The sequence below is a fragment of the Tateyamaria sp. syn59 genome (assembly GCF_007995245.1).
Lineage (GTDB): Bacteria > Pseudomonadota > Alphaproteobacteria > Rhodobacterales > Rhodobacteraceae > Tateyamaria.
The window spans coordinates 276280-297346 of sequence record NZ_VCBA01000003.1 but is presented as its reverse complement, the minus strand read 5'-3'; the positions used below and the strand labels follow the sequence as shown (position 1 = coordinate 297346).

16 protein-coding genes are annotated in these 21067 nt (G+C 62.5%); 7 read left to right on the top strand and 9 right to left on the bottom strand.

Annotation, left to right across the window (positions count from 1 at the left end):
• Positions 1 to 91: 91 nt before the first annotated feature.
• Together FD715_RS07505 and FD715_RS07500 are read left to right on the top strand one after the other, a co-directional pair.
• A complete protein-coding gene (locus FD715_RS07505) occupies positions 92 to 1294 on the top strand; it encodes an ROK family transcriptional regulator (RefSeq protein ID WP_147107519.1) in 1203 nt (400 codons plus the stop codon).
• A gap of 13 nt (positions 1295 to 1307) precedes the next feature.
• A complete protein-coding gene (locus FD715_RS07500) occupies positions 1308 to 2816 on the top strand; it encodes a CRTAC1 family protein (protein WP_223274773.1) in 1509 nt (502 codons plus the stop codon).
• Between the two features lie 273 nt (positions 2817 to 3089).
• On the opposite strand, the gene FD715_RS07495 is transcribed toward FD715_RS07500, so the two are convergent.
• Genes FD715_RS07495 through xylB form a run of 3 tightly spaced genes read right to left on the bottom strand, consistent with a single transcriptional unit; the run spans position 3090 to position 7127 of the window.
• Positions 3090 to 4394, bottom strand: a complete 1305-nt coding sequence (locus FD715_RS07495; protein WP_147108163.1) for a cytochrome-c peroxidase — start codon at positions 4392 to 4394, stop codon at positions 3090 to 3092.
• Positions 4375 to 5682 carry a xylose isomerase gene (gene xylA / locus FD715_RS07490; protein ID WP_147107513.1) on the bottom strand — a complete coding sequence of 436 codons (1308 nt, stop codon included), beginning with the start codon at positions 5680 to 5682 and terminating at the stop codon, positions 4375 to 4377. The genes FD715_RS07495 and xylA overlap by 20 nt, the downstream gene beginning before the upstream one ends.
• A complete protein-coding gene (xylB, locus tag FD715_RS07485; RefSeq protein ID WP_147107510.1) occupies positions 5679 to 7127 on the bottom strand; it encodes a xylulokinase in 1449 nt (482 codons plus the stop codon). The genes xylA and xylB overlap by 4 nt, the downstream gene beginning before the upstream one ends.
• Positions 7128 to 7347: 220 nt before the next feature.
• Here xylB and rpe point away from each other — a divergent pair, with 220 nt between their 5' ends.
• Positions 7348 to 8037: a ribulose-phosphate 3-epimerase gene (gene rpe, locus FD715_RS07480; protein WP_147107507.1), complete on the top strand. Its 690-nt coding sequence runs from the start codon at positions 7348 to 7350 to the stop codon at positions 8035 to 8037.
• Positions 8038 to 8088: 51 nt separating this feature from the next.
• Here the strand turns inward: rpe and FD715_RS07475 are convergent, their stop codons facing one another.
• The 6 genes from FD715_RS07475 to FD715_RS07450 all read right to left on the bottom strand — a co-directional run bounded on the left by FD715_RS07475 (position 8089) and on the right by FD715_RS07450 (position 15039).
• The gene (locus FD715_RS07475) at positions 8089 to 9585 is read right to left on the bottom strand and encodes a class I adenylate-forming enzyme family protein (protein ID WP_147107504.1); all 1497 of its coding nucleotides are present in this window, start codon (positions 9583 to 9585) and stop codon (positions 8089 to 8091) included.
• Positions 9578 to 10000 (bottom strand): PaaI family thioesterase, encoded by a 423-nt coding sequence (locus tag FD715_RS07470; RefSeq protein ID WP_223274772.1) that lies wholly within the window; start codon positions 9998 to 10000, stop codon positions 9578 to 9580. Before FD715_RS07470 ends, FD715_RS07475 begins: the two co-directional genes overlap by 8 nt.
• Positions 9981 to 11051 (bottom strand): acyl-CoA dehydrogenase family protein, encoded by a 1071-nt coding sequence (locus tag FD715_RS07465; protein WP_147108157.1) that lies wholly within the window; start codon positions 11049 to 11051, stop codon positions 9981 to 9983. The genes FD715_RS07470 and FD715_RS07465 overlap by 20 nt, the downstream gene beginning before the upstream one ends.
• Complete coding sequence (locus FD715_RS07460) at positions 11051 to 12250, bottom strand: acyl-CoA dehydrogenase family protein (RefSeq protein WP_147107501.1); 1200 nt, start codon at positions 12248 to 12250, stop codon at positions 11051 to 11053. The genes FD715_RS07465 and FD715_RS07460 overlap by 1 nt, the downstream gene beginning before the upstream one ends.
• Positions 12251 to 12253: 3 nt before the next feature.
• The gene (locus FD715_RS07455) at positions 12254 to 14344 is read right to left on the bottom strand and encodes a 3-hydroxyacyl-CoA dehydrogenase NAD-binding domain-containing protein (protein ID WP_147107499.1); all 2091 of its coding nucleotides are present in this window, start codon (positions 14342 to 14344) and stop codon (positions 12254 to 12256) included.
• 197 nt (positions 14345 to 14541) lie between these two features.
• Entirely contained in the window at positions 14542 to 15039 is a 498-nt protein-coding gene (locus tag FD715_RS07450; RefSeq protein WP_147107496.1) for a class I SAM-dependent methyltransferase, read from the bottom strand.
• Between the two features lie 143 nt (positions 15040 to 15182).
• Here FD715_RS07450 and FD715_RS07445 point away from each other — a divergent pair, with 143 nt between their 5' ends.
• The 4 genes from FD715_RS07445 to FD715_RS07430 are packed head-to-tail and all read left to right on the top strand — an operon-like array spanning position 15183 to position 21054.
• Entirely contained in the window at positions 15183 to 16952 is a 1770-nt protein-coding gene (locus tag FD715_RS07445; RefSeq protein WP_147107493.1) for an ABC transporter ATP-binding protein, read from the top strand.
• Positions 16945 to 18870, top strand: coding sequence for an ABC transporter substrate-binding protein (locus tag FD715_RS07440; RefSeq protein ID WP_147107490.1), 1926 nt, complete (start codon positions 16945 to 16947; stop codon positions 18868 to 18870). The genes FD715_RS07445 and FD715_RS07440 overlap by 8 nt, the downstream gene beginning before the upstream one ends.
• A complete protein-coding gene (locus FD715_RS07435) occupies positions 18867 to 19895 on the top strand; it encodes an ABC transporter permease (RefSeq protein WP_147107488.1) in 1029 nt (342 codons plus the stop codon). The genes FD715_RS07440 and FD715_RS07435 overlap by 4 nt, the downstream gene beginning before the upstream one ends.
• A 4-nt stretch (positions 19896 to 19899) precedes the next feature.
• Positions 19900 to 21054: an ABC transporter permease gene (locus FD715_RS07430; protein WP_147107486.1), complete on the top strand. Its 1155-nt coding sequence runs from the start codon at positions 19900 to 19902 to the stop codon at positions 21052 to 21054.
• The last annotated feature ends 13 nt before the right edge of the window (positions 21055 to 21067 follow it).

Here is a 21067-nt window from a genome sequence, read left to right as displayed (position 1 = left end):
TTAAATTGGACAGCTTTCAAAAAAACCGCCATCATCGGTGGTGAGGGTTGCGCGCTTTGCCGCGCGACGGGAGGAAAAAGAGAACGAAATCATGCCATTCGGTCATCAGAAGGTCGAAAGCAGACGGCTGCTTTTGCGCGAAATTTCGCAGCGCGGGCCGGTGGCACGCATTGATCTGGCAGAGCACACGGGCATCAGCAGGGCCACCGTGACGGCCGTGACGGCCGACCTTTTGCGTGGCGGATTGATCGAGGAAGTGCCCCGCGAATCACGCAGTGACGAATCAGCACGCGGACGCCCACGGGTCGATCTGAAGATCGCCGGAGACGCCTACCTGATCGCCGGTCTGAAAGTATCGAACGCGTCAATCTCGCTGGTCTTGCTGGATTTTGACGGCGGGGACGTGTCCGACCATGAATGCGCGATCCCAACTGGCCGTCTGGCGCCGAACGACCTGGCCCGGCACATCAGATCCGGGCTCACGGACCTTGCCGAAAAAGCCGGGCGCACCCTGTCCGACATCTCGGCGGTGGGGGTGGGCCTGGCCGGTGTGGTCGATGCCGGGCACGGGCTGGTCTATTGGTCGCCCTCGCTGAACGCGCGCAACGCGCCCTTTGCAGACGTGTTGCGCGATGCGCTCGGAATTGCGGTCTATGTCGACAACGACGCGAACCTCGTGGCCATGGCCGAACTGACCTTCGGGCTGGGCAAGTCGCATTCCGACTTCATCGTGATCACCATCGAAAGCGGTGTTGGTATGGGCATGGTACTGGGCGGGCAGCTTTACCGCGGTACGCGCGGCTGCGGGGCGGAGTTTGGCCATACCAAGGTGCATCTGGACGGTGCGCTGTGCCGGTGCGGGCAAAGGGGCTGCCTTGAGGCCTACATCTCCGACTACGCACTCGTGCGCGAGGCATCCAGCGTCGGCGGCATGAACCTGACCACCCCTACAAGCCACGCAGTGGCGACCGTCCTGACCGCAGCAAAGGGCGGCGACCCGACAGCGCAAAAGGTGGTCGACCGGGCAAGCAAGATGTTCGCCATGGGCCTCGCCAACCTTGTGAATATCTTTGATCCCGAACTGGTGATCCTCGCGGGCGAGCAGATGCAGTTCGACCACCTCTATGCCGATACTGTGATCGAGGAGATGCGCAAAAGCATTGTGGAAATCGACAAGCCGCCGCCGGAGGTGGTGGTCCACAGGTGGGATAACCTGATGTGGGCGCGCGGGGCCGCGGCTTATGCGCTGGAATTTGTGCAAGATACGGCAGTCGAGGCACTGGAAGATGCGTAACGCTACCAGATTTTTGAAAAAATCTGACGTAGGGCGGGGCCTCGTCGCGTTGCTCCTCGGGGCGGCACACCCGGTGGCCGCCGACACGCCCCGCTTTGTGCCCGTGGATGTGCCGCACCATGTTTACGACGGAGGATGGGAGCATTTCGTGGGCGGCGGGCTGGCTGTTCTTGATTGCGATGGCGATGCGCGTCCCGATCTGGTGGCGGCGGGTGGAAGCAACCCGCCATTGGTCCTACGCAACGTCTCGGAGGGCGCCGTTGCCTTTGAAAAGTTGGGCGACGTCGGTTTGGACATGACAGCCACGACCGGAGCCTATCCGATCGACATCGACAATGACGGGCTGCTCGATCTGGTCATGTTGCGCGTCGGTCCCGATGCCATTCTGCGCGGGAACGGAGACTGCACCTTCACGCCAATGCCCTTCCGGTTCGAGGATCGCTGGAGCACTGCTTTCTCTGCAACGTGGGAGGCGGGGCAGACAGCTCCAACACTGGCCTTCGGTCACTACGTCGACCGAAGCGATCCTGATGGGCCCTTTGAGGCGTGCGATATCAACCATTTATGGCGGTCTGACGGGGCCACCTACGAGGTGTCGGAGCTTGCGCCAGGGTATTGCGCGCTGTCCATGCTCTTCACCGATTGGACGCGTACAGGCCGTGCCGATCTGCGGGTGTCGAATGATCGGCACTATTACGTGCGTGAGGGCGAGGAGCAGATGTGGGCGATGGAACCCACGCCACGGCTTTATACCGAAGAGGATGGCTGGGCGCGGCACAAGCTGTGGGGGATGGGGATTGCTGCTCGTGATCTGGATCGGGATGGGCGGGATGAAGTGTATCTGTCCTCCATGGGTGACCAGCGGCTGATGCGGCAGGTGGGTGATGGACCAGCGTTTCAAGATGTGCCGTTCGAGATGGGAACGTCAGCGCACCGGCCCTATGTAGGCGGTGATGGGCGCCCCTCGACCGGGTGGCATATCGCCTTCGGAGACGTGAACAATGACGGGCGCGACGATGCGTTCATTGCCAAAGGCAATGTCCAGCAGATGCCCGGTCTGGCGATGGAGGATCCGAATAACCTGTTGATCGCGCAGGAGAATGACACATTCGCGGAGGCCGGGGACGTGGCAGGCGTCGCCTCGATGCACCGTGGGCGCGGGGCGGCTTTGGTGGATTTCAATGGGGACGGGTTACTGGATCTGGCCGTGGTCAACCGGCGGGCACCGCTTGAGATCTGGCAGAATACGAGCGCGGATACGGGCAACTGGTTGAGTGTTGCGGTGACACAGGATGGGGCCAATACGCAGGCGGTTGGCGCGTGGATTGAGGTGGATGATGGTGTGGCTGTGCAGGCGCGCGAGATCACCGTCGGCGGGGGCCATGCGGGTGGTGCCTCGGGACCGCAGCATTTTGGATTGGGTGCCGCCGAGACCGTTCGGCTGCGGGTGCGCTGGCCGCATGGTGATTGGTCCGCGTGGGAAGAGACAGGGGTGAACCGGGGGGTGACGCTTCGGCGTTAAAACTTGCGCGCGCGCACGTCGATTTACCCAGTTTTCATGGGAGTAAAATCAAGAATTCACGATACGCAGCGCGTGCACGGAACGTGCACAACCTGTGCACCGGTTGTGTGCCACGGGTAAATGGTTAACGAACCGTTCGGTAATCCAAAGGCCGCTGCGCGACATCTTTTCTCTATTGGGGTTCCACCCCAAACCCCGCCGTACTTTCAAAGAGAAGAAGGGACCATGTCACGAGCTTGATTGAATACAGCGCGTACCCGGCCAAGTATTTCGCTATTGATCAATCGGAAGCCCGCTGGGGACTGTAGCCGGGATGCCGAGTGCACCGCGGATGCTTTGCGGGTCTGTGAGGGCGTCGAGGAAAGCGAGCAAGTCATCCACCTCTGCATCGGTGAGCGCAATGGGGGCGAGATCGTTTGCTGCTGCGATGGCGTCTATCTCTGCCGCATCCTTCAGCACGCGCATGTCATCGGTATCGAAGCCCGGCATCACGGCTTGGGCGACATCGTAGCTGCGCAGGCTGGCCACCGGATCGAGGTGGTGGCGCACGACCCCTTCGAGCGTCGCGTAGGCACCGCTGTGACCGTAGGGCGCGGTTTGCGCCACGTTGCGCAGGGGTGGCGTGCGGAAGGCGTAGGCATCTGACGGATCGCCTGTGACGCGCATGCGGCCCGTGTCCTGTGCATGGCTTTCAAACCGCGCAGCCTTGCCCGGCCCGATCTGCGGCATGGCGATGGCGTGGAAGGCGTGATCCGTCTGGAAGCGGCCCGCGTGACACGTGGCGCATTGGGCTTTGCCATAGAACAGGTCCATCCCGCGCATGGCGGCTGGCTCCATCTCCGTACCGTTGCGCAGGTAGAGGTCGAAGGGGCTGGCGACGCCGCGCCATTCGAAGTCGAGGAAAGCGGCAAGCGCGTCCGAGATATGGGTAAAGTGGATCGGCGTATCCCCGATCACCACGTCGAACCGCCCGCGATATTCCGGGATCGCCTCGATCCGTTGCGACAGCAGGTCCCACGCCCCACCCTGCCCGGTGATCAGGCCCTTACGGACGGCCTGGCTGATCTCGTTCTCGCTGTAGTGTCCGGCCATCTCGTCCGCCGACAGGACGGGGAACATGGATTGCGCGGACAGGGCAGAGGCGAAGCCCATCTCCATCTCGGTGCCCAGTGGCGTGCGGATACCGGAGGGGCGGGTGGCGTCCTCTTCCAGACGTCCATCGTGGAAGAACACGGTGAATTCCGTGGCCCCGAGGTTGAAGAGCGGCGGCGCGTTGCGGGGGATGCGCTGTTCGGGCAGGTTTTCGGGGTCGGCGACCCGGTCAGGGCCAAGACCCGCCGCCCCGTCGCCCAGCCCCAGAGACACCCCGTCGCCAGTGGCGAATTTCGGGTGGTGGCAGGTGGCGCAGCTGACCGTTTTCGACCCCGACAGGATCGGATCGTAGAACAGGAGCCGCCCAAGTTCGACCTGTGCCGCGTCCACTTCGGGAAACACCGGTTCTTCATAGGGTAGGTCGGCGGCCCAGAGCGGGGCCGCCATCAGAGCAAAGGCTGCGGCCTTAGACGAAACGCGAGACATAATTTTCAAGAATCTCCTGGCGACCCGAATGGGGCTGGGGTTCGATATTGTCAGCAAGGACGCGATCCGAAATTGACGCCAGATCGCTGCCCAGCATCGCTTGGGCCTCGGCCGTGTCCCAGCCCGCGTAGCGCGTTTTCAAAGCGTCTTCCAAACCGCCATCCTCGATCATTGCCGCCGCAGCTTTCAGCCCGCGCGCGCAGATGTCCATGGCGCCGACATGGGCGGCAATCAAATCCTCGGCATCGAGGCTTTGCCGCCGCAGCTTGGCGTCGAAGTTGGTGCCGCCTAGGCCCAGCCCCCCGGCCTTGAGGATATGGTAGTAAACCAGCGCCACTTCCGGCACGTTGTTGGGGAATTGGTCCGTGTCCCAGCCAGACTGGTAGTCGTTGCGGTTCATGTCGATCGACCCCAGCATCCCGTCGGCGGCGGCCACGGCGATCTCATGCTCGAAGGAGTGACCCGCGAGGATCGCGTGCCCCTGTTCAAGGTTGAGCTTCACCTCGTCCTCGAGCCCGTATTTGCGCAGGAAGCCGATGCAGGTGGCGGCGTCAAAGTCGTATTGGTGCTTCGACGGTTCCTGCGGCTTGGGCTCCACCAGGATCTGCCCCTTGAACCCGATCTTGTGCTTGTACTCGACCACCATGGACAGGAAGCGGCCCATGTGGTCCAACTCCTGCCCCATGTCGGTGTTCAGCAGGGTTTCGTACCCCTCGCGCCCGCCCCAGAGGACGTAGTTTTGTCCACCCAGCTTGAGGGTCGCATCCATGCACCCCTTCACCGTGGCAGCGGCATAGGCGAACACGTCCGGGTCGGGGTTGGTTGACGCCCCTGCCATCCAGCGGCGGTGCGAGAACATGTTGGCCGTGCCCCAGAGCAGGCCCACGCCCGTCTCTTCCATCTTGGGGCCGAAATAGTCGGTGATCTCGTTCAGCCGGTCGAGGCTTTCGGCAAAGGTTGTGCCCTCGGGCCGGATGTCAGCGTCATGCCAGCAGAAATAGGGCACGCCCAGCCGCGCAAACATCTCGAACGCCACGTCCGCCTTCATCTTGGCGCGGCCCATGTCGTCCTGCGGGTGCCACGGGCGGATAAAAGTCTGACCGCCGAACGGATCGCCCCCTTCCCACGCAAAGGAGTGCCAGTATGCTACGGCAAAGCGCAGGTGGTCCTCCATCCGCTTGCCCATCACCATCTCATCGGGATTGTAGTGGCGGAAGGCCATGGGGTTGGTGCTGCCGGGGCCTTCGAAGGTGGCGGGCGGAACGGCGTCGAAGAATCCAGTGGTCATGGCATGGCTTTCAGTTTGGGATACGCGCTTGCAAAGGCGGCGTAGGCTTCATCATAGGCAGACACGAGATCGGCCTGCGGTTCGATCACATCGGCGATAGGCGGTTTGGTCATGACCTCTGCCGGGTCTGCGCCCATGTCACCGCATATGGCGATCCGGGCGGCACCGAGGGCAGCGCCAAAGGCGCCCTCATCCGGGCGTTCGAGCGGAATGTTAAGGGTGGTGGCCAACATGCGCGTCCAATAGTCGGACCGGCTGCCACCGCCGATGGCGAGAGCGGAGGGGAGTTGCGCACCGGTGGCTTTCAGCGCTTCGAAACTGTCGCGCAGGGCGAAGCCGACGCCGGTCATGACGGCATGGGTCAGGTCCGTGGGGCCGGATGCGATATCGAGCCCGGTAAGCCCGCCCCGTATTTGCGCATCGTTGTGCGGTGTGCGTTCGCCGGACAGGTAAGGGTAGAATTTAGCACTACCTGGTGCTGCAAGCGTATCGCCCAAGGCGGCTGACAAGGCGCCAGCCCCCTGCCCCGTGACACGGCTCAACCAGTTCAAACTGTCGGTTGCGGCCAGAACCACACCCATCTGATACCAACGCCCCGGCACAGCGTGGCAAAACGTGTGCACCGCGCTGTCTGCATCGGGCGCATAGCTTCCGCGCCCCGCCAACACGACGCCGGACGTACCAAGAGATACGAAACCGTCCCCCTCACCCAAGGCACCCACACCACAGGCAGCAACGGCATTGTCTGCGCCCCCGGCAACCACTTTGCAGCCTGCAGGCAGGCCCAGATCAGCACGCGCAGCCTGCACCTCGCCCACCACGTCCGTGCCTTCCAAAAGGTCCGGCATCTGGTCCCGTCGCATCCCACCAAGGCTCAGCAGATCGTCCGACCACGCCCGCACGCCAACATCCAGCCAGGCCGTGCCTGCAGCATCGGACATCTCGGTCGCATAGCGCCCTGACAGCCACCACAGCAGGTAATCCTTTGGTAACATGACCCGCGCCACACGGGCGAAGATGTCTGGTTCGTTCCTAGCCACCCACGCCAGCTTCGGCGCGGTAAAACCCGGAAACACGATATTGCCGCTGACCGCGCGGGCGACGGGATCTGCATCCATCTCGGCCGCTTCTGCGTGGCTGCGGGTGTCATTCCAAAGGATACAGGGGCGCAACACGTCACCCTTCGCATCCACAAGCACCGCACCATGCATATGCCCGGAAAAGGACAGCGCGCGCACCGCGCCATACGCCTTCGGATGTACGGCGCGCAGTTCAGACAGCGCAGCCGTGATGCCCACGACCCAATCCGCAGGGTCCTGCTCGCTCCAGCCTGCCGCCGGGTTCGACACGTCATAGGTGGAGTCGGCACTGCCAACAGCGCGCCCGTTCGCATCGACCAGCAACGCCTTCACACCCGACGTGCCCAGATCAAGTCCGAGATACATCGACATCCTCCCTAGACTGCCACCATGACCGAACATTAATTCACTTGTCAAACTAATTCTGATGTACGCCCCTCAGAATGCGGCATGCTTTCTTCCTCTGTTCCTCCGAAAGCTGGTAAGAGGTCCGAATTCCCTGTTTCAAAAAAATCCTCCCCGAAGGGCCCCTTTCCACACAGCCGCCGGCCCGATATATCGCGACCAACCGCACAATGAGGCCACCATGACCTTCGACCGCTCGATCAAGATCGCCCCCTCCATCCTCGCCGCCGACTTCGCCAATTTCGGCGCCGAATGCGCCGCCGTCGAAGCGCAGGGCGCAGACTGGATCCATGTGGACGTCATGGACGGCCACTTCGTTCCGAACATCACCTTCGGCCCCGCGACCTGCGCGGCGATCCGCCCGCATATCAGGGGCGTCATGGACGTCCACCTGATGATCGCGCCCGTCGATCCGTACATCCAGGCCTTTGCCGATGCCGGTGCGGACGTGTTGACAGCCCATGTCGAGGCGGGTCCACATATCCACCGCACCCTCCAAGCCATCCGCGGCGCGGGCATGAAAGCGGGTGTCGCGCTGAACCCCGGCACGCCAGCCGTTGCCGTGGAGGAGCTGATGAACATGGTCGACCTCATTTGCGTGATGACCGTGAACCCAGGTTTCGGCGGTCAGAAGTTCATCGACATGACGTCGAAGGTCGCGACCCTGCGCGCGATGATCGGAGACCGCCCGATCCATATCGAAATCGACGGCGGTGTAGATGCGAACACAGCGCCCCTGGTGGCCAAGGCTGGCGCGGACGTCCTGGTTGCAGGCTCGGCGGTGTTCAAAGGTGGCTCGGTCGACAATCCGATCCCGTACGGAGAGAACATCCGCAACATCCGGGCGGCAGCCGAAGGGGTCTGGACGTAACCGCTTTCCGACACGGAAAGCGGACCGGAAAACGTGTCGTTTTCCGGCGCCCTAGTCCAACTGATCCGCGAAAGTTTCGATCAATTTGTGCTTGAGAATCTTGCCCGTGGGAGCAGCGGGCAATGAGGTGGCAAGCACGTAGCGCGCCGGTCGTTTGTACCCTGCCAGCCGATCCCTGACGAACGCGCGCAAATCATCCTCGGACGGCCCGCCATCCTGTGGCACCTGTATGAAGGCCAGCACCTCTTCATCCCCGCCCTTTGACCGACCAACAACGGCCGCCTGGATCACATCTGGATGGTCGTTTAACGCAGCTTCGACTTCCGGCGGGAAGACGTTGAAGCCGCCGTGGATAATCAGTTCCTTGGCACGCCCGAGAATGTGCAGCTTGCCCTCTGCATCAATCTCTCCCAGATCGCCGGTCCGCAGCCAGCCGTCCTCACTCAACACCTTCGCCGTCTCACCCGGATTGCGAAAATACCCTTTCATCACATGCGGCCCTCGGGTCAGCACTTCGCCGCCGGGCACGTCATCATCAATGGCAATTTCTATGCCCGGCAGTGCGGGGCCAACGGATGTATCTGGATCGCCAATGACATTGCGCGTCGCGGCGGTTCCGGCGGTGCTTTCGGTCATGCCGTAGCCGTTCTGTATTGCGACGCCGTAGAACGCCTCGGCCTCGCGTTTCCAGGTTGGGTCGAGCGGGGCGGCGCCGGAGGAGACGTAGCGGAGGGTTTTTGAGCCGAGTGACGTTTCCCCGAGCGTCTTGGCATGAGCCATGAGGAGCGCGTGCATTTGGGGGACGGCGGAGAACAGGGTGATGCCGTCGCGGAGGGCGTCGAAGACGTCTGCGACCACGAACCGGGGGATCAGGCGGACGGGGGCACCCGCGTAGATGGCGGCGACGACGACGGAGCAGAGGCCGAAGACGTGGGTGGTGGGAAGGACACCGTAGATGAGGTCATCCGTGGTCATGCCGCGGAGTTCGGCGCTGGTTTTACCGCCGAAGCGGACGTTGTCGTGGGTGAGCATGACGCCTTTTGGGTCGCCCGTGGTGCCGGTCGTATAGAGGAGAACGGCGACGTCTTCGTCCCCGGCAAAACTGTCCCCGCGGGGACAGTGTAGGGTCAGTTGGCCCCATGCGCCGGATATGGTACTGGCGTCTAAATCTGCGATTTTTTTCTGTGCGGTGATGCTGTGCTTTTCGGCATCTGGCGAGATCTGTGTGGTGAAGAACACCGCTTTGGGCTCGGCATGGGCATCAACGCGGGCGATTTCAGCCTCAGTTTGGCGCGCATTCACGGGCACTGCGATGGCCCCGATGAGCCATGTGGCGAAGAGGGCCGCGACCTTGGCCGCGCAGTTTTCGGAGACGATCATGACGCGGTCGCCTTGGGTAATGCCTTTTGCTGTCAAGACTTCCGCAATTTCATCAGCGGCAGTGCTTAGGTCTGCATAAGTGAGGCGCGCGCCGGTCACATCTTCCAAGGCCAGCGCATCGGGTCGCGTTGCAACCTGATGGGCGAGAAGGTCGTAGACGCTAGGCACCCCTCACCCGTTTGTAGACGCCTGTCGCGGTGGCGAGGACGGTGCCGTTTTCGTCTTCCAGCCGCCCTTCGGTGAAGATGGTGCTTCGGCCGCCGCCCGCGACCTCGCCTGTGGCGACCACCACGCCTGTGCTGGCGGGGGCAAGGTAGTTGGTGGTCATGGTGAGCGTTGCGACCTTGGTGCTGCCATCATTCTCGCCGGTGCGCGCGGCCGCAAAGCCCATCGCGTTGTCGAGCATCGCAGACATGATGCCGCCATGCAGACCGCCGTGGCGGTTGCCGTGTTGCGGGCCGATGTCGAGCCAGCAGCGCGACACGCCGTCCGCCTCGCGGATATCCACGACGTAGCCAAGCAGGGTTTGCGCACCCGTCTCGTCGCGGATGATACCGGGACCGTCAGGCGGCAGAGAGGGCAATGAACCGCTCCAGATGATAGTCCGTGTCGCCAAAGCGGTGGTCGGCCATGACGATGCGCTTGGCGATATGCGCAAGTTCGTATTCCTGCGTCATGGCGATACCGCCGTGCATCTGGATCGCTTCCTCGGCCACGAGGCGACCGATACGCCCGATCAGGTTCTTGGAGGCGGAGAGGTGCAGGTCGGCGTCCTTGTCGTCGGCATAGCCTGCGGCGTTGATGACGGCGGAGCGGGCCTGTTCCAGTTCGATCAGCAGGTCGGACATGCGGTGGGCGAGCGCCTGGAAGGTGCCGATGGGCCGCCCAAATTGCTGGCGGGTCATCAGGTAGTCTTTGGTCAGGGCCGTGGCGGTTTCCATGGCGCCCAGCGCCTCGGCACATTGGGCGATGAGGGCGAGGCGGTTGGCGGCCTCGTAGTCCGCTAGCGTCAGGCCCAGCGGTTCGCCCGGTGTGTTGTCGAGCGTGACTTCCGCCGCGCGGCCCCCGGCGAGGAGCGGATAGCCCTGGATGTCGAGACCGGTGGCCCCCTTGTCCACGAGGTAGAGCGCGATGCTGTCGCCGTTCTTGGCCGAGACGATCAGGTGATCCGCAGCTTCGGCATTCATCACGACGGCTTTGCGACCAGTGAGTTTGCCATCGCTGGCAGTCGTGTTCACGTGGTCGAGGTCATAGCGGCTGTCGGGTTCGCCATGAGCCACGGCGAGGTGTAAGGCACCGCCGATCACCTGTTCGACCAGGTCCGACTTGCCCGCTGCCGCGAGGAGGCGACCGCCGAGGAGTGCGCTGTCAAGCACCGGTTCAACCACGCCTGCGCGGCCCAGCTCCTCGAACACCACGGAGATGTCGAAGCCTGCGCCGCCGAAGCCACCCTGGTCCTCGGTAAAGAGCGCACCGAGCACGCCGAGTTCTGCGAGTTCGGTCCAGATGTCTGCAGAGAAGCCCGTTTCAGATTCCAGAATTTTACTGCGACGTTCGGTTCCGTATTGTTCACGCAGGTAGCGGCGTAGCGTGTCCTGCAGCATCTGCCGTTCTTCTGTGAGGTTGAAGTTCATCATGCGCCTCCGCTCATGGTCACCTTGGCGATGATGCCGCGTTGGATTTCGTTGGAGCCGCCAAAAATCGACAGCTTGCGGTTGTTGAAGTATTGGCCTGCAACCGGGCCTGCGTCGAGCGGGTCGGGGATGCGGTCGTTGGCCCCTTCGACCGCCTCGGACGCGAAGGGCATGGCGTAAGGGCCGACCGCGCGGCGCGCGAGGTCGTTGATTTCTTGGCGCAGAATGGAGCCTTTGACCTTGAGCATGGAGGCTTCGAGCCCTGGCGCTTCACCTGCGGCGGCCTTGGAGATGATGCGCAGGTTGGTAGTGGCCATGGCGCGCAAGTCAATCTCGACCTGTGCCACGCGCGCGGCGAAGTGCGGGTTTTCGAGCAGCGGCTTACCGTTGTGGTTGGCCGCCTTCGCGATGCGTTTGACCGCTTTCAACCCCGCCTCGCTCGACCCGACACCGCCAAGCCCGGTGCGTTCGTGTGTGAGCAGGTATTTGGCGTAGGTCCAGCCCTTGTTTTCCTCACCGACGAGGTTTTCTACCGGCACTTTGACGTCGGTGAACCAAACCTCGTTTACCTCATGCGTGCCGTCTAGCAGGATGATAGGCCGCACTTCGACACCGGGTGTGTCCATGTCGATCAGGATGAAGCTGATGCCTTCCTGCTGCTTGGCATCCGGATCCGTACGGACAAGGCAGAAGATCATGTTGGCGAATTGGCCGAGGGTCGTCCACGTCTTTTGCCCATTGACGATGTAGTGGTCGCCGTCGCGCACGGCCTTGGTTTTCAGCGAGGCGAGGTCGGAGCCTGCGCCGGGTTCGGAATAGCCCTGGCACCACCAGTCGGTGCCGTCCAGCATACGGGGCAGCCAATAGTCCTGTTGTTCTTTGGACCCGAATTTCTGCAGGACGGGGCCGAGCATCGAAAAGCCGAAGGGGACGATGCGGGGCGCGTGTGCGGCGGCCGCTTCAGTGTCGTAGATGTGCCGCTGGACGGCGGACCATTCAGCCCCTCCGAAGGACGCGGGCCAGTTCTGTGCCAGCCAGCCGCGCGTGTTCAGGATCGCGTGCCAGCGTTCCATGTCGTCCTTGGTCAGGTCCTGGTCCAGCCGGACCTTTTCCGCGATCTCCTTGGGCAGTTCGTCGGCCAGGAATTGGCGCACTTCGGTTTGAAACGCTTGTTCTTCGGGGGAATAGCTCAGGTCCATATCTCAGCCCTTTTTGTTCAGGTCATCGAAGGTTTTGTTGTCGGCCACCAGTCGTTCGAGCAAGGGCGCGGGGGCCCAGAAGTCGGGGTCTTCGGCGGCGTAGGATTTGATGTCTTTTAGCAAGTCTTCGAGCCCCACGATGTCCGCCCATTTGAGCGGGCCGCCCCTGTAGCGCGGGAAGCCGTAGCCGAAGAGCAGCGTCATATCGACGTCGAGGGGGCGGCGGGCGATGCCTTCGCCCACGACCTTGGCGCTCTCGTTCACCATGGCGGCCATGTAGCGGCGCACGATTTCCTCATGCGTGAAGCTGCGTGGCGTGATGCCCAGCCGCGCGCGGTCAGCCTCAATCATGGGCAGCACGTCGGGGTTGGGGACACGGGTTTTCAGCCCGCCCGCGTAGTCATAATAGCCCTTGCCCGTCTTTTGGCCGAAATGGCCGTCTTCGCAGAGCTTATCCGCGTAGGTGGCATCGCGTTTGGGGGCATGTCCTTCGGCCCGTTTGCGTTTGCGCACGGCCCATCCGATGTCGAGGCCCGCGAGGTCGGCCACGGCAAAGGGGCCCATGGCGAAACCGAAGTCTTCGAGCGCTTCGTCGATGTCATAGGGGGACGCGCCGTCGAGGATCATCTGGTCGGCGGCGGTGCGGTAGGAGGCGAGAATGCGGTTGCCGATGAAGCCGTCGCAGACGCCCGCGCGGACGCTGATCTTGCCCAGCATCTTGCCCACCGCAAAGCCCGTGGCCGTGACCTCGGGCGCGGTTTTGTCGCCGACGACGATTTCGAGCAGTTTCATGACGTGGGCGGGGGAGAAGAAGTGGAGGCCCAGCACGTCCGACGGTCGAGAGGTGGTGGCCGCTATCTTGTCGATGTCGAGATACGAGGTGTTCGAGGCAAGGATCGCGCCGGGTTTGCAGACACGGTCCAGTTCGGCAAAGACCTTTTTCTTGACGTCCATGTCTTCGAACACGGCCTCGATCACCAGATCAACGTCACTCAGCTTGTCGTAGTTGGTCACGACAACAAGCGTGTGGGTCAGGATCTGGTCGTGCTGGTTCGGGGTGATCTTGCTCCGTTTCACGGCGCCCGACAGGTTCCGTTCGATCCGGTCGCGGGCGGCTTGTCCCGCCTCGGCACTCATTTCCAGCAAGGTCACTTCGAGCCCGGCAAGCAGGGCTGCCGTTGCGATCCCTGCCCCCATGGTGCCACCGCCTATGACGCCGATGTGCTGGATGCCGCGTGGTTTGATCCCTTTCAACTCAGGCAGGTTGCCCACCGCGCGTTCGGAGAAGAAGGCGTGGATCATGCCCTGCCGCTGGTCCGTCTGCATGAGGTCGTAGAAGATATGGCGTTCCGCCTTGAGCCCTTCGGCAAAGGGTTTTTCGACCGACGCCTGCACGGCCCGCACGCACCAGGCCGGGGCAATCTGACCGCGACCTTTGGCGAGGATTGCCTCGAACGCCGCATCCCAGTCGATGGGCGCGGGTGGTGGCATCTCGGACACTGGGCGGCGCGCGGCTCCTTCGTCCAGCAGACGTTGGGCGTAGGCGATGCCGTTTTGCTTGGGATCACCGTCCTCGATCACGTCGATGATGCCCAGTTCGTGCGCCTTTTGCGCGCCGATGTGGCGCCCTGTGGTCATCACATTCAGCCCCGCTTCGACCCCGGTCAGACGCGGCAAGCGTTGCGTGCCGCCAGCGCCAGGCAGCAGGCCAAGATGCACTTCGGGCAGGCCCACTTTGGCGGAGGGTACCGCGATGCGGTAGTGACAGCCCAGCGCGACCTCCAACCCGCCACCGAGGCTGACCCCGTGCATGGAGGCAACGACAAGTAAGGGCGACGCTTCTATGCGGTTGATAAGGTCGGGCAGATGCGGCTCAAGCGGCGGCTTGCCAAACTCAGTGATATCGGCACCTGCAAAGAACGCGCGGCCCTCGCCCACGATCAGGACGGCGCGCACGCCATCATCGGCCTCGGCGCGGTCCATGCCTTCGGACAGACCCTGCCGCACGGCTTGGCTGAGCGCATTTACTGGCGGGTTCTGGACCGTCAAGATGGCGATGTCGCCCTGTCTTGAATAGGCAATCTTGTCGCTCATGGTCCCTCCGCTGAAATCAGATGCGCGCGGGTCCTCCACCCGGCACATGTTTCAGCCTAGGCGTGCACAGAAAAAGGGCAAGCATTTCAAAAAACGCCGCGACGTCATTTGGTCGCGAGGTGGCAAAACCCTGCCCCTTCCCTGTTTCAAAAAAAATCCTCCCCGAAGGGTCGATCTCAGCCGGGCCGTCTGCGCGCTTAACGCTCGCGCCGGTAGATGAAGCAGCGCCCGGGCACCGCGCCCTCGGGCAGCGGCTGTTCGACAAAGGCGTCGAAATACATCTTGTCCGACGACACCATCAACCCACCCACAGCCAGCAGGGGTTCGATCACGGGAGAGACCTTGCGCGCAAAGATGTCGTTCTTTTCCCGGCTGTGCCCGCCCAGATCGGCGTGGATCAGCACGGCTGTCGCGCCGAAACGGGCAAGCGCTTGCGGGAGCGTGTCAAAAACGTCGCCCAGCAGGACCATGTCATCAGGCGGAGTGCTGTCGGGATGCGAGGCGATGGCGCGCTCGAACACGTAGATGTCACGGTCGGGCATGATGTGGCACATGTGGTGATAAGTGCGTCCGTTGCCGAGGCCCAGTTCGAACACCGGCCCGTCCATTTCCGCGATGACTGATGCGGCATGATCCAGACAGGCCCGTTGGGACACCATACGGTCGACAAACAGGTCAAGGCGGCTTTGCGGCATGATTATTTCCTTCGCTTTAACCCTAGATGGGGCAAAAAGTGATGAAACGACAGCACATTTCCGCGACTTACCCGTGTATGGACGTGAACGATGGAATCGGTTTCACTGATTCAGGCCATGTGTGCGCTAACGAAGGACCTTGAATGGGCCCGCTACTGGACGTCAAAAACCTGTCGATCGGGTTCGGCTCAGCGCCACCGGTCGTTGCCGGGGTGAATTTTTCCGTTGCCGCTGGCGAGACGCTGGCGCTGGTTGGCGAAAGCGGATCGGGCAAGACGCTGACCTGCCGCTCTGTCCTGCGCATCCTGCCCAAGACCGCGCAGTTGCGTCAGGGCGAGGTGATGTTTGGCACTGGCGACGCACGCGCAAACCTGCTGACCCTGTCGCAACGCGAGATCCGGGGCATCCGCGGCAACCGCATTTCCATGATTTTTCAAGAGCCGATGCGGTCTCTGTCGCCCCTGCATCGCATCGGCAATCAGGTCAGCGAGGTGCTGACGCTGCACCGCGACATGACGGCCGAGGAGGCGCGGCGCGATGTGCTCGCCACCTTCGAGCGTGTGGGCTTTGCCGATCCGGACCGCGCCTTCCGCGCCTACCCGTTCGAGATGTCGGGCGGGATGCGTCAGCGGGCCATGATCGCTATGGCCATCGTTGCTAAGCCAGACCTGTTGATCGCGGACGAGCCGACGACCGCTTTGGACGTGACAACGCAGGCGCAGGTGCTGGGTCTGATGAAAGATCTGCAGCGCGACACCGGCATGGCGATGATTCTCGTGACCCATGATCTGGGCGTCGTCGCAAACATGGCCGACAGCGTGGTCGTGATGAACAAGGGACATGTGATGGAGAGTGGCCCCGCCCCTGCCGTGCTGGGCGCGCCGGGGCATGGGTACACCAAGAAGCTGTTTGCCGCGGCGCCGATGATCCCGAAGGACCCAAAGCCCGCCGAGCCGCTGCCCGAAGACGATCTGATCCTGGAATTGAACAGTGTGTCCAAGACGTACCTCGTGCGCGCGGGTGGCTGGCGTGAGAAGAAGAAGGTGCATGCCTGTGTCGACGTGAACCTCAAGCTGCCGCGCGGCAAGACGCTTGCTGTGGTGGGCGAAAGCGGGTCGGGCAAGACCACCTGCGCCCGTATTGCTCTGGGGGCCGAGGTACCGGACGCAGGCTCACAGGTGCTGTTTCGGGCCGAGCCGGGGGCGGAACGGGTCTGCATCAATGATCTGAGCCGGGCGGAGAAGGTCGCCTTTCAACGGCAGGCGCAGATGGTGTTTCAGGACCCGTACTCGTCCCTGTCACCGCGTATGCGTGTCCAGGAGGCGCTGGTCGAACCGATGGAGATCCACCGGATCGGTGACCGGATCACCCGCCGTGACAAGGCGGCGGAGATGCTGCGCTGGGTGGGTCTCGACCCGGATATGCTGGCCCGCTATCCGCATGCGTTTTCCGGCGGTCAGCGACAGCGCCTGTCCATTGCGCGCGCATTGACCCTTGATCCGGTGCTGCTGGTCTGTGACGAGCCAACCTCGGCGCTGGACGTGTCGGTGCAGGAGCAGATCCTGAGCCTGCTGGAGCGTATTCGCGACGGGATGGGTCTAAGCTACCTGTTTATCAGCCATGACTTGGCCGTCGTCGCCCGTATCGCCGATGAGGTGGCTGTTATGAGACAAGGTGTAGTGGTGGAACAGGCCCCGCCTGAGACCTTGTTCTACAACCCCCGCCACCCATATACGAAGGCCCTGATCGCGGCCCAGCCGGAACCGGATGTGCGCCGCCCCATTGATCTGGCCGAGGTGGCGCGCGGTGCGGGATCGCCAAGCTCCTGGCCGGACATGTACCGGTTCGAGGGCGTGGATGCCCCGGCCCTCATCCAGATCGACCCCGGACACAAGGTGCGCTGCCATGTTTGACCGTTTGATTGCCGTTGTGTTTGCCGGGCTTGTCGCCCTGCCCACCCTTGCTGGCACGCCCGTTCAGGAAAGCAATTTCTGGGCGCCCGAGGTCAAAAAAGGCATCATCCCCGCCGCCGCAGACCGCATTCCGGACGTGCCGCTGATTGTCGATCTTGAGGCCAAGGGCCGACAGTTCGGCACGCAGGGCGGCACGCTGCGCACGATGGTCACCCGGACCAAGGACGTGCGCCAGATGGTGGTCTATGGCTACGCCCGGCTGGTGGGGTATGACGAGAACTACGAGTTGCAGCCCGACATCCTGCGCGATGTCGAGGTGGACGAGGGCCGCATCTTTACGCTGCATCTGCGTCCGGGCCATCGCTGGTCCGATGGTGCGCCGTTCACGTCAGCCGACTTTCAATACTGGTGGGATCATGTAGCGAACAACCGGGAACTCAGCCCGAATGGCCCGCCCGAGGTCATGCGTATGGGCAATGACATCGCCACCATGACATTTCCCGACGCGGTTACGGTCGTGGTTGAGTTCCCGCGCCCCAACCCGAACTTCCTGCAAACGCTGGCACAGGCCAGCCCGCCGTTCATCTACCGACCGTCCCACTACCTCAAGCAGTTCCACGTCGCTTTCAATTCCAAGGAAGCGATGAAGGAGATGATTGACAAGAAGCGCGTGCGCGGCTGGGCACCGCTGCACAACAAGCTCGACAATATGTACAAGTTCGACAACCACCAGCTGCCGACCTTGCAGCCGTGGAAGCCCGCCTCGACCGGGGCAGCGATGCGGAACCTCTTTGTGCGCAACCCGTTCTTTCACCGCGTGGACGCGCGCGGGGTGCAGCTGCCCTATATCGACGTGGTCGAGATGGACATCGTGGGATCGGGTCTTGTCGCGGCGAAGTCCAACGCGGGCGAAAGTGATCTGCAGGCCCGCGGACTTGATTTTCGCGACACCTCAATCCTGAAGAAGGGCGAGGCAGACGGCGCACCCTATCGCACTTACCTGTGGTCCAACGGGGCGGCGAGCCAGATTGCGATCTACCCCAACCTGAACTTTGCCGACCCGGTCTGGCGCGAGGTGATGCGCGATGCGCGGTTCCGCCGGGCGTTGTCGCTGGGTATTGACCGGCGCATGATCAACCGGGCGCTGTATTTCGGGCTGGGCAAAGAGGGCGGGATGACCGCTCTTGCCCAAAGCCCGCTGTTTGACCCGTCAAACCTGACCCAATGGGCGATTTACGATCCGGATACGGCCAATGTCATGCTGGATCAGATGGGTTTGAACCAGCGCACGCCTGCGGGCATCAGGCTGCTGCCCGACGGGCGGCCCATGGAATTCGTGATCGAGACGGCGGGTGAGCGGCAAGAGGTCGAGAATGCGCTGGCCATCATCACCGACACCTGGCGCGACATCGGCATCCAGCTGATCATGCGCCCGCTGGACCGCGACATCCTGCGAAACCGCGTTTTTTCCGGTGTGACCATGGCATCGGTCTGGTTCGGCTGGGACAATGGGATACCCGGTCCCAACACGCCGCCCACATATCTGGCGCCCACCGACCAGGTGTTCTTTGCCTGGCCGAAATGGGGGCAATATTATCAGACCCATGGTGCGGCGGGCGAGCCTGTGGACATGCCCGACGCCCAGCGCCTGATGGAGCTGAGCGCCGCATGGCAAAAGACCGAAGACCGGCAGGAGCGGACGAAGATCTGGCGGGAGATGCTGAAGATCCACGCCGACAACCAATACGGCATCGGCATCCTGAGCGAAGCGCCACAGCCGGTGATCGTGTCGGACCGGCTGCGCAACGTTCCGGAGCGGGGCAAATGGGCGTGGGATCCCGGCGCGCATTTCGGGGTGCACCGGATCGACGAGTTTTTCTTTGCGGATGATGAACAGATCGCACAGGTGCGCGAATGATGTTCATCCGCTATGCGGCCTACCGGCTGCTGACGATGATTTTGACGTTGATTGTGGTGTCGATCCTGATCTTCATCATCATCAACCTGCCCCCCGGCGACTACCTGTCGAACCAGATTGCAGAGCTGCGTGCCACCGGTCAGGCCGAGGGGGTGGCAAAGGCCGAGTTCCTGCGCACCGAATACGCGCTCGACCGGCCGCTCTGGGAGCAATACCTGATCTGGGTGGGCGTCGCCCCCGGCCCGCAAGGGTTTTCGGGGCTATTGCAGGGGGATTTCGGCTGGTCCTTTGAATTTGATGCGCCCGTGGCTGACATTGTGGGCGACGCGCTGTGGTTGACGGTGCTGGTGAACCTCGCCGCCGTTCTGTTCGTCTACATGGTTGCCCTGCCTCTGGGTGTTTTGGCCGCGGCCCGCTCGGCCACGTGGGTTGACTACACCACCGCTTTTGTTGGGTATCTGGGCCTTGCCACGCCCAACTTTCTGCTGGCGCTGATGCTGTTTTACTACGGCAACAAATATCTTGGCCTGCCCATCGGGGGCCTGATGGCACCGGAGTTCGAAGGCCAGCCGATGTCCTTTGAAAAGGTCCAGAGCGTTTTGATCCATCTAATTGTGCCCACCTTTGTCATCGGCACGTCGGGGGCGGCGGCCATGATGCAGCGCTTGCGCGCCAATATGCTGGACGAGCTGTCGAAACCCTATGTCGAGACGGGGATGGCCAAGGGGCTGGCCCCCTCGAAACTGCTGACCAAGTATCCGCTGCGCATGGCCTTTAACCCCTTTGTGGCTGACATCGGGAACCTACTGCCGGCCATGGTGTCGGGCTCGGTTCTGGTGTCCGTGGTGTTGGGTTTGCAGACCATTGGCCCCGCACTGTTGACGGCGTTGAAGTCGCAGGATCAGTTCCTGGCCGCCTTTGTTCTGATGTTCGTAGCGTTGCTCACGCTCATTGGCACGATGGTGTCGGACCTTCTGCTGGTGCTGCTTGATCCGCGCATCCGCTACGGCGCAAGGGAGGGATAAGACCATGAGCACCCTGCCCGACGGCCGCTATATCGACGACGCGCCCTATGATCCCAACGTGGATCTGTCAGCGCCCGAGCGCAAGGATATGGACGCCCCGGGCTGGCTGCTGGTCTGGCGCAAGTTCCGCAAGCACAAGCTGGGCCTGATCTCGGGCATTTTTCTGCTGCTCGCCTACATGGCCATCCCCTTTGCCGGGTTCATCTCGCCGTATACCCCTAACGAACGCAGCGCCGATCACCTGTATCATCCGCCACAGGCCATCAACTTCTGGCACGAGGGGGAGTTCATCGGGCCCTTTGTCTATCCCACCGTGGGCAGTGCCGATCTGGAGAATTTCCAGTGGGTCTATGAGACTGACACAACGCGCCCGATGCCGTTGCAGTTTTTCTGCAAGCGGACGGAATACAAACTGTTCTTCCTGATCCCCGCCGACCGGCACCTGTTCTGCGCGCCCGAGGGGGCAACGGTGTTCATCTTCGGCTCGGACCGGCTGGGGCGGGACGTGTTTTCGCGCATCTCCTACGGCGCGCAGCTGTCGCTGACCGTTGGACTGATCGGGATCACGGTGTCCTTCATCCTCGGCATAGGGTTCGGGGCCATTGCCGGGTATTTCGGCGGCTGGGTTGATTGGGTTGTGAACCGGGCGATTGAGATTTTGCGCTCCCTACCAGAGTTGCCCCTGTGGCTGGCGCTTTCAGCGGCGGTGCCGTCGAATTGGGGGCCGGTGTCGGTCTTTTTCATCATCAGTATCATCCTCGGCCTACTAGATTGGCCGGGGCTGGCAAGGGCGGTGCGAAGTAAATTCCTCTCGCTGAGAGAGGAGGAATATGTACGGGCGGCAGAGATGATGGGGGCAAAACCGTCCCGCGTGATCCGGCGGCATCTGCTGCCGAACTTCATGTCCCACTTGATCGCATCGGCCACGCTGTCGATCCCAGCTATGATTTTGGGGGAAACGGCGTTGAGCTTCCTTGGCCTCGGACTGCGTGCGCCCGCCGTATCTTGGGGTGTGATGCTGAACGACGCGCAGAACCTCGCCAGCATCGAGATCTATCCATGGACGGCGATCCCGATGCTGCCGATCATCATCGTCGTGCTGGCGTTCAACTTCCTTGGCGACGGTCTGCGGGACAGTCTGGATCCCTACAGCGACTAGGGCGGATCAGGAT

Coding starts and splice junctions, on each gene's coding strand:
- FD715_RS07450 (WP_147107496.1), bottom strand. CDS start 15,039: ATGCCGCAAAGCCGCCTTGACCTGTTTGTCGACCGTATGGTGTCCCAA.
- FD715_RS07455 (WP_147107499.1), bottom strand. CDS start 14,344: ATGAGCGACAAGATTGCCTATTCAAGACAGGGCGACATCGCCATCTTG.
- FD715_RS07465 (WP_147108157.1), bottom strand. CDS start 11,051: ATGAACTTCAACCTCACAGAAGAACGGCAGATGCTGCAGGACACGCTA.
- rpe (WP_147107507.1), top strand. CDS start 7,348: ATGACCTTCGACCGCTCGATCAAGATCGCCCCCTCCATCCTCGCCGCC.
- xylA (WP_147107513.1), bottom strand. CDS start 5,682: ATGACCACTGGATTCTTCGACGCCGTTCCGCCCGCCACCTTCGAAGGC.
- FD715_RS07495 (WP_147108163.1), bottom strand. CDS start 4,394: ATGTCTCGCGTTTCGTCTAAGGCCGCAGCCTTTGCTCTGATGGCGGCC.
- FD715_RS07440 (WP_147107490.1), top strand. CDS start 16,945: ATGTTTGACCGTTTGATTGCCGTTGTGTTTGCCGGGCTTGTCGCCCTG.
- FD715_RS07445 (WP_147107493.1), top strand. CDS start 15,183: ATGGGCCCGCTACTGGACGTCAAAAACCTGTCGATCGGGTTCGGCTCA.
- FD715_RS07505 (WP_147107519.1), top strand. CDS start 92: ATGCCATTCGGTCATCAGAAGGTCGAAAGCAGACGGCTGCTTTTGCGC.
- FD715_RS07430 (WP_147107486.1), top strand. CDS start 19,900: ATGAGCACCCTGCCCGACGGCCGCTATATCGACGACGCGCCCTATGAT.
- FD715_RS07435 (WP_147107488.1), top strand. CDS start 18,867: ATGATGTTCATCCGCTATGCGGCCTACCGGCTGCTGACGATGATTTTG.
- FD715_RS07460 (WP_147107501.1), bottom strand. CDS start 12,250: ATGGACCTGAGCTATTCCCCCGAAGAACAAGCGTTTCAAACCGAAGTG.
- xylB (WP_147107510.1), bottom strand. CDS start 7,127: ATGTATCTCGGACTTGATCTGGGCACGTCGGGTGTGAAGGCGTTGCTG.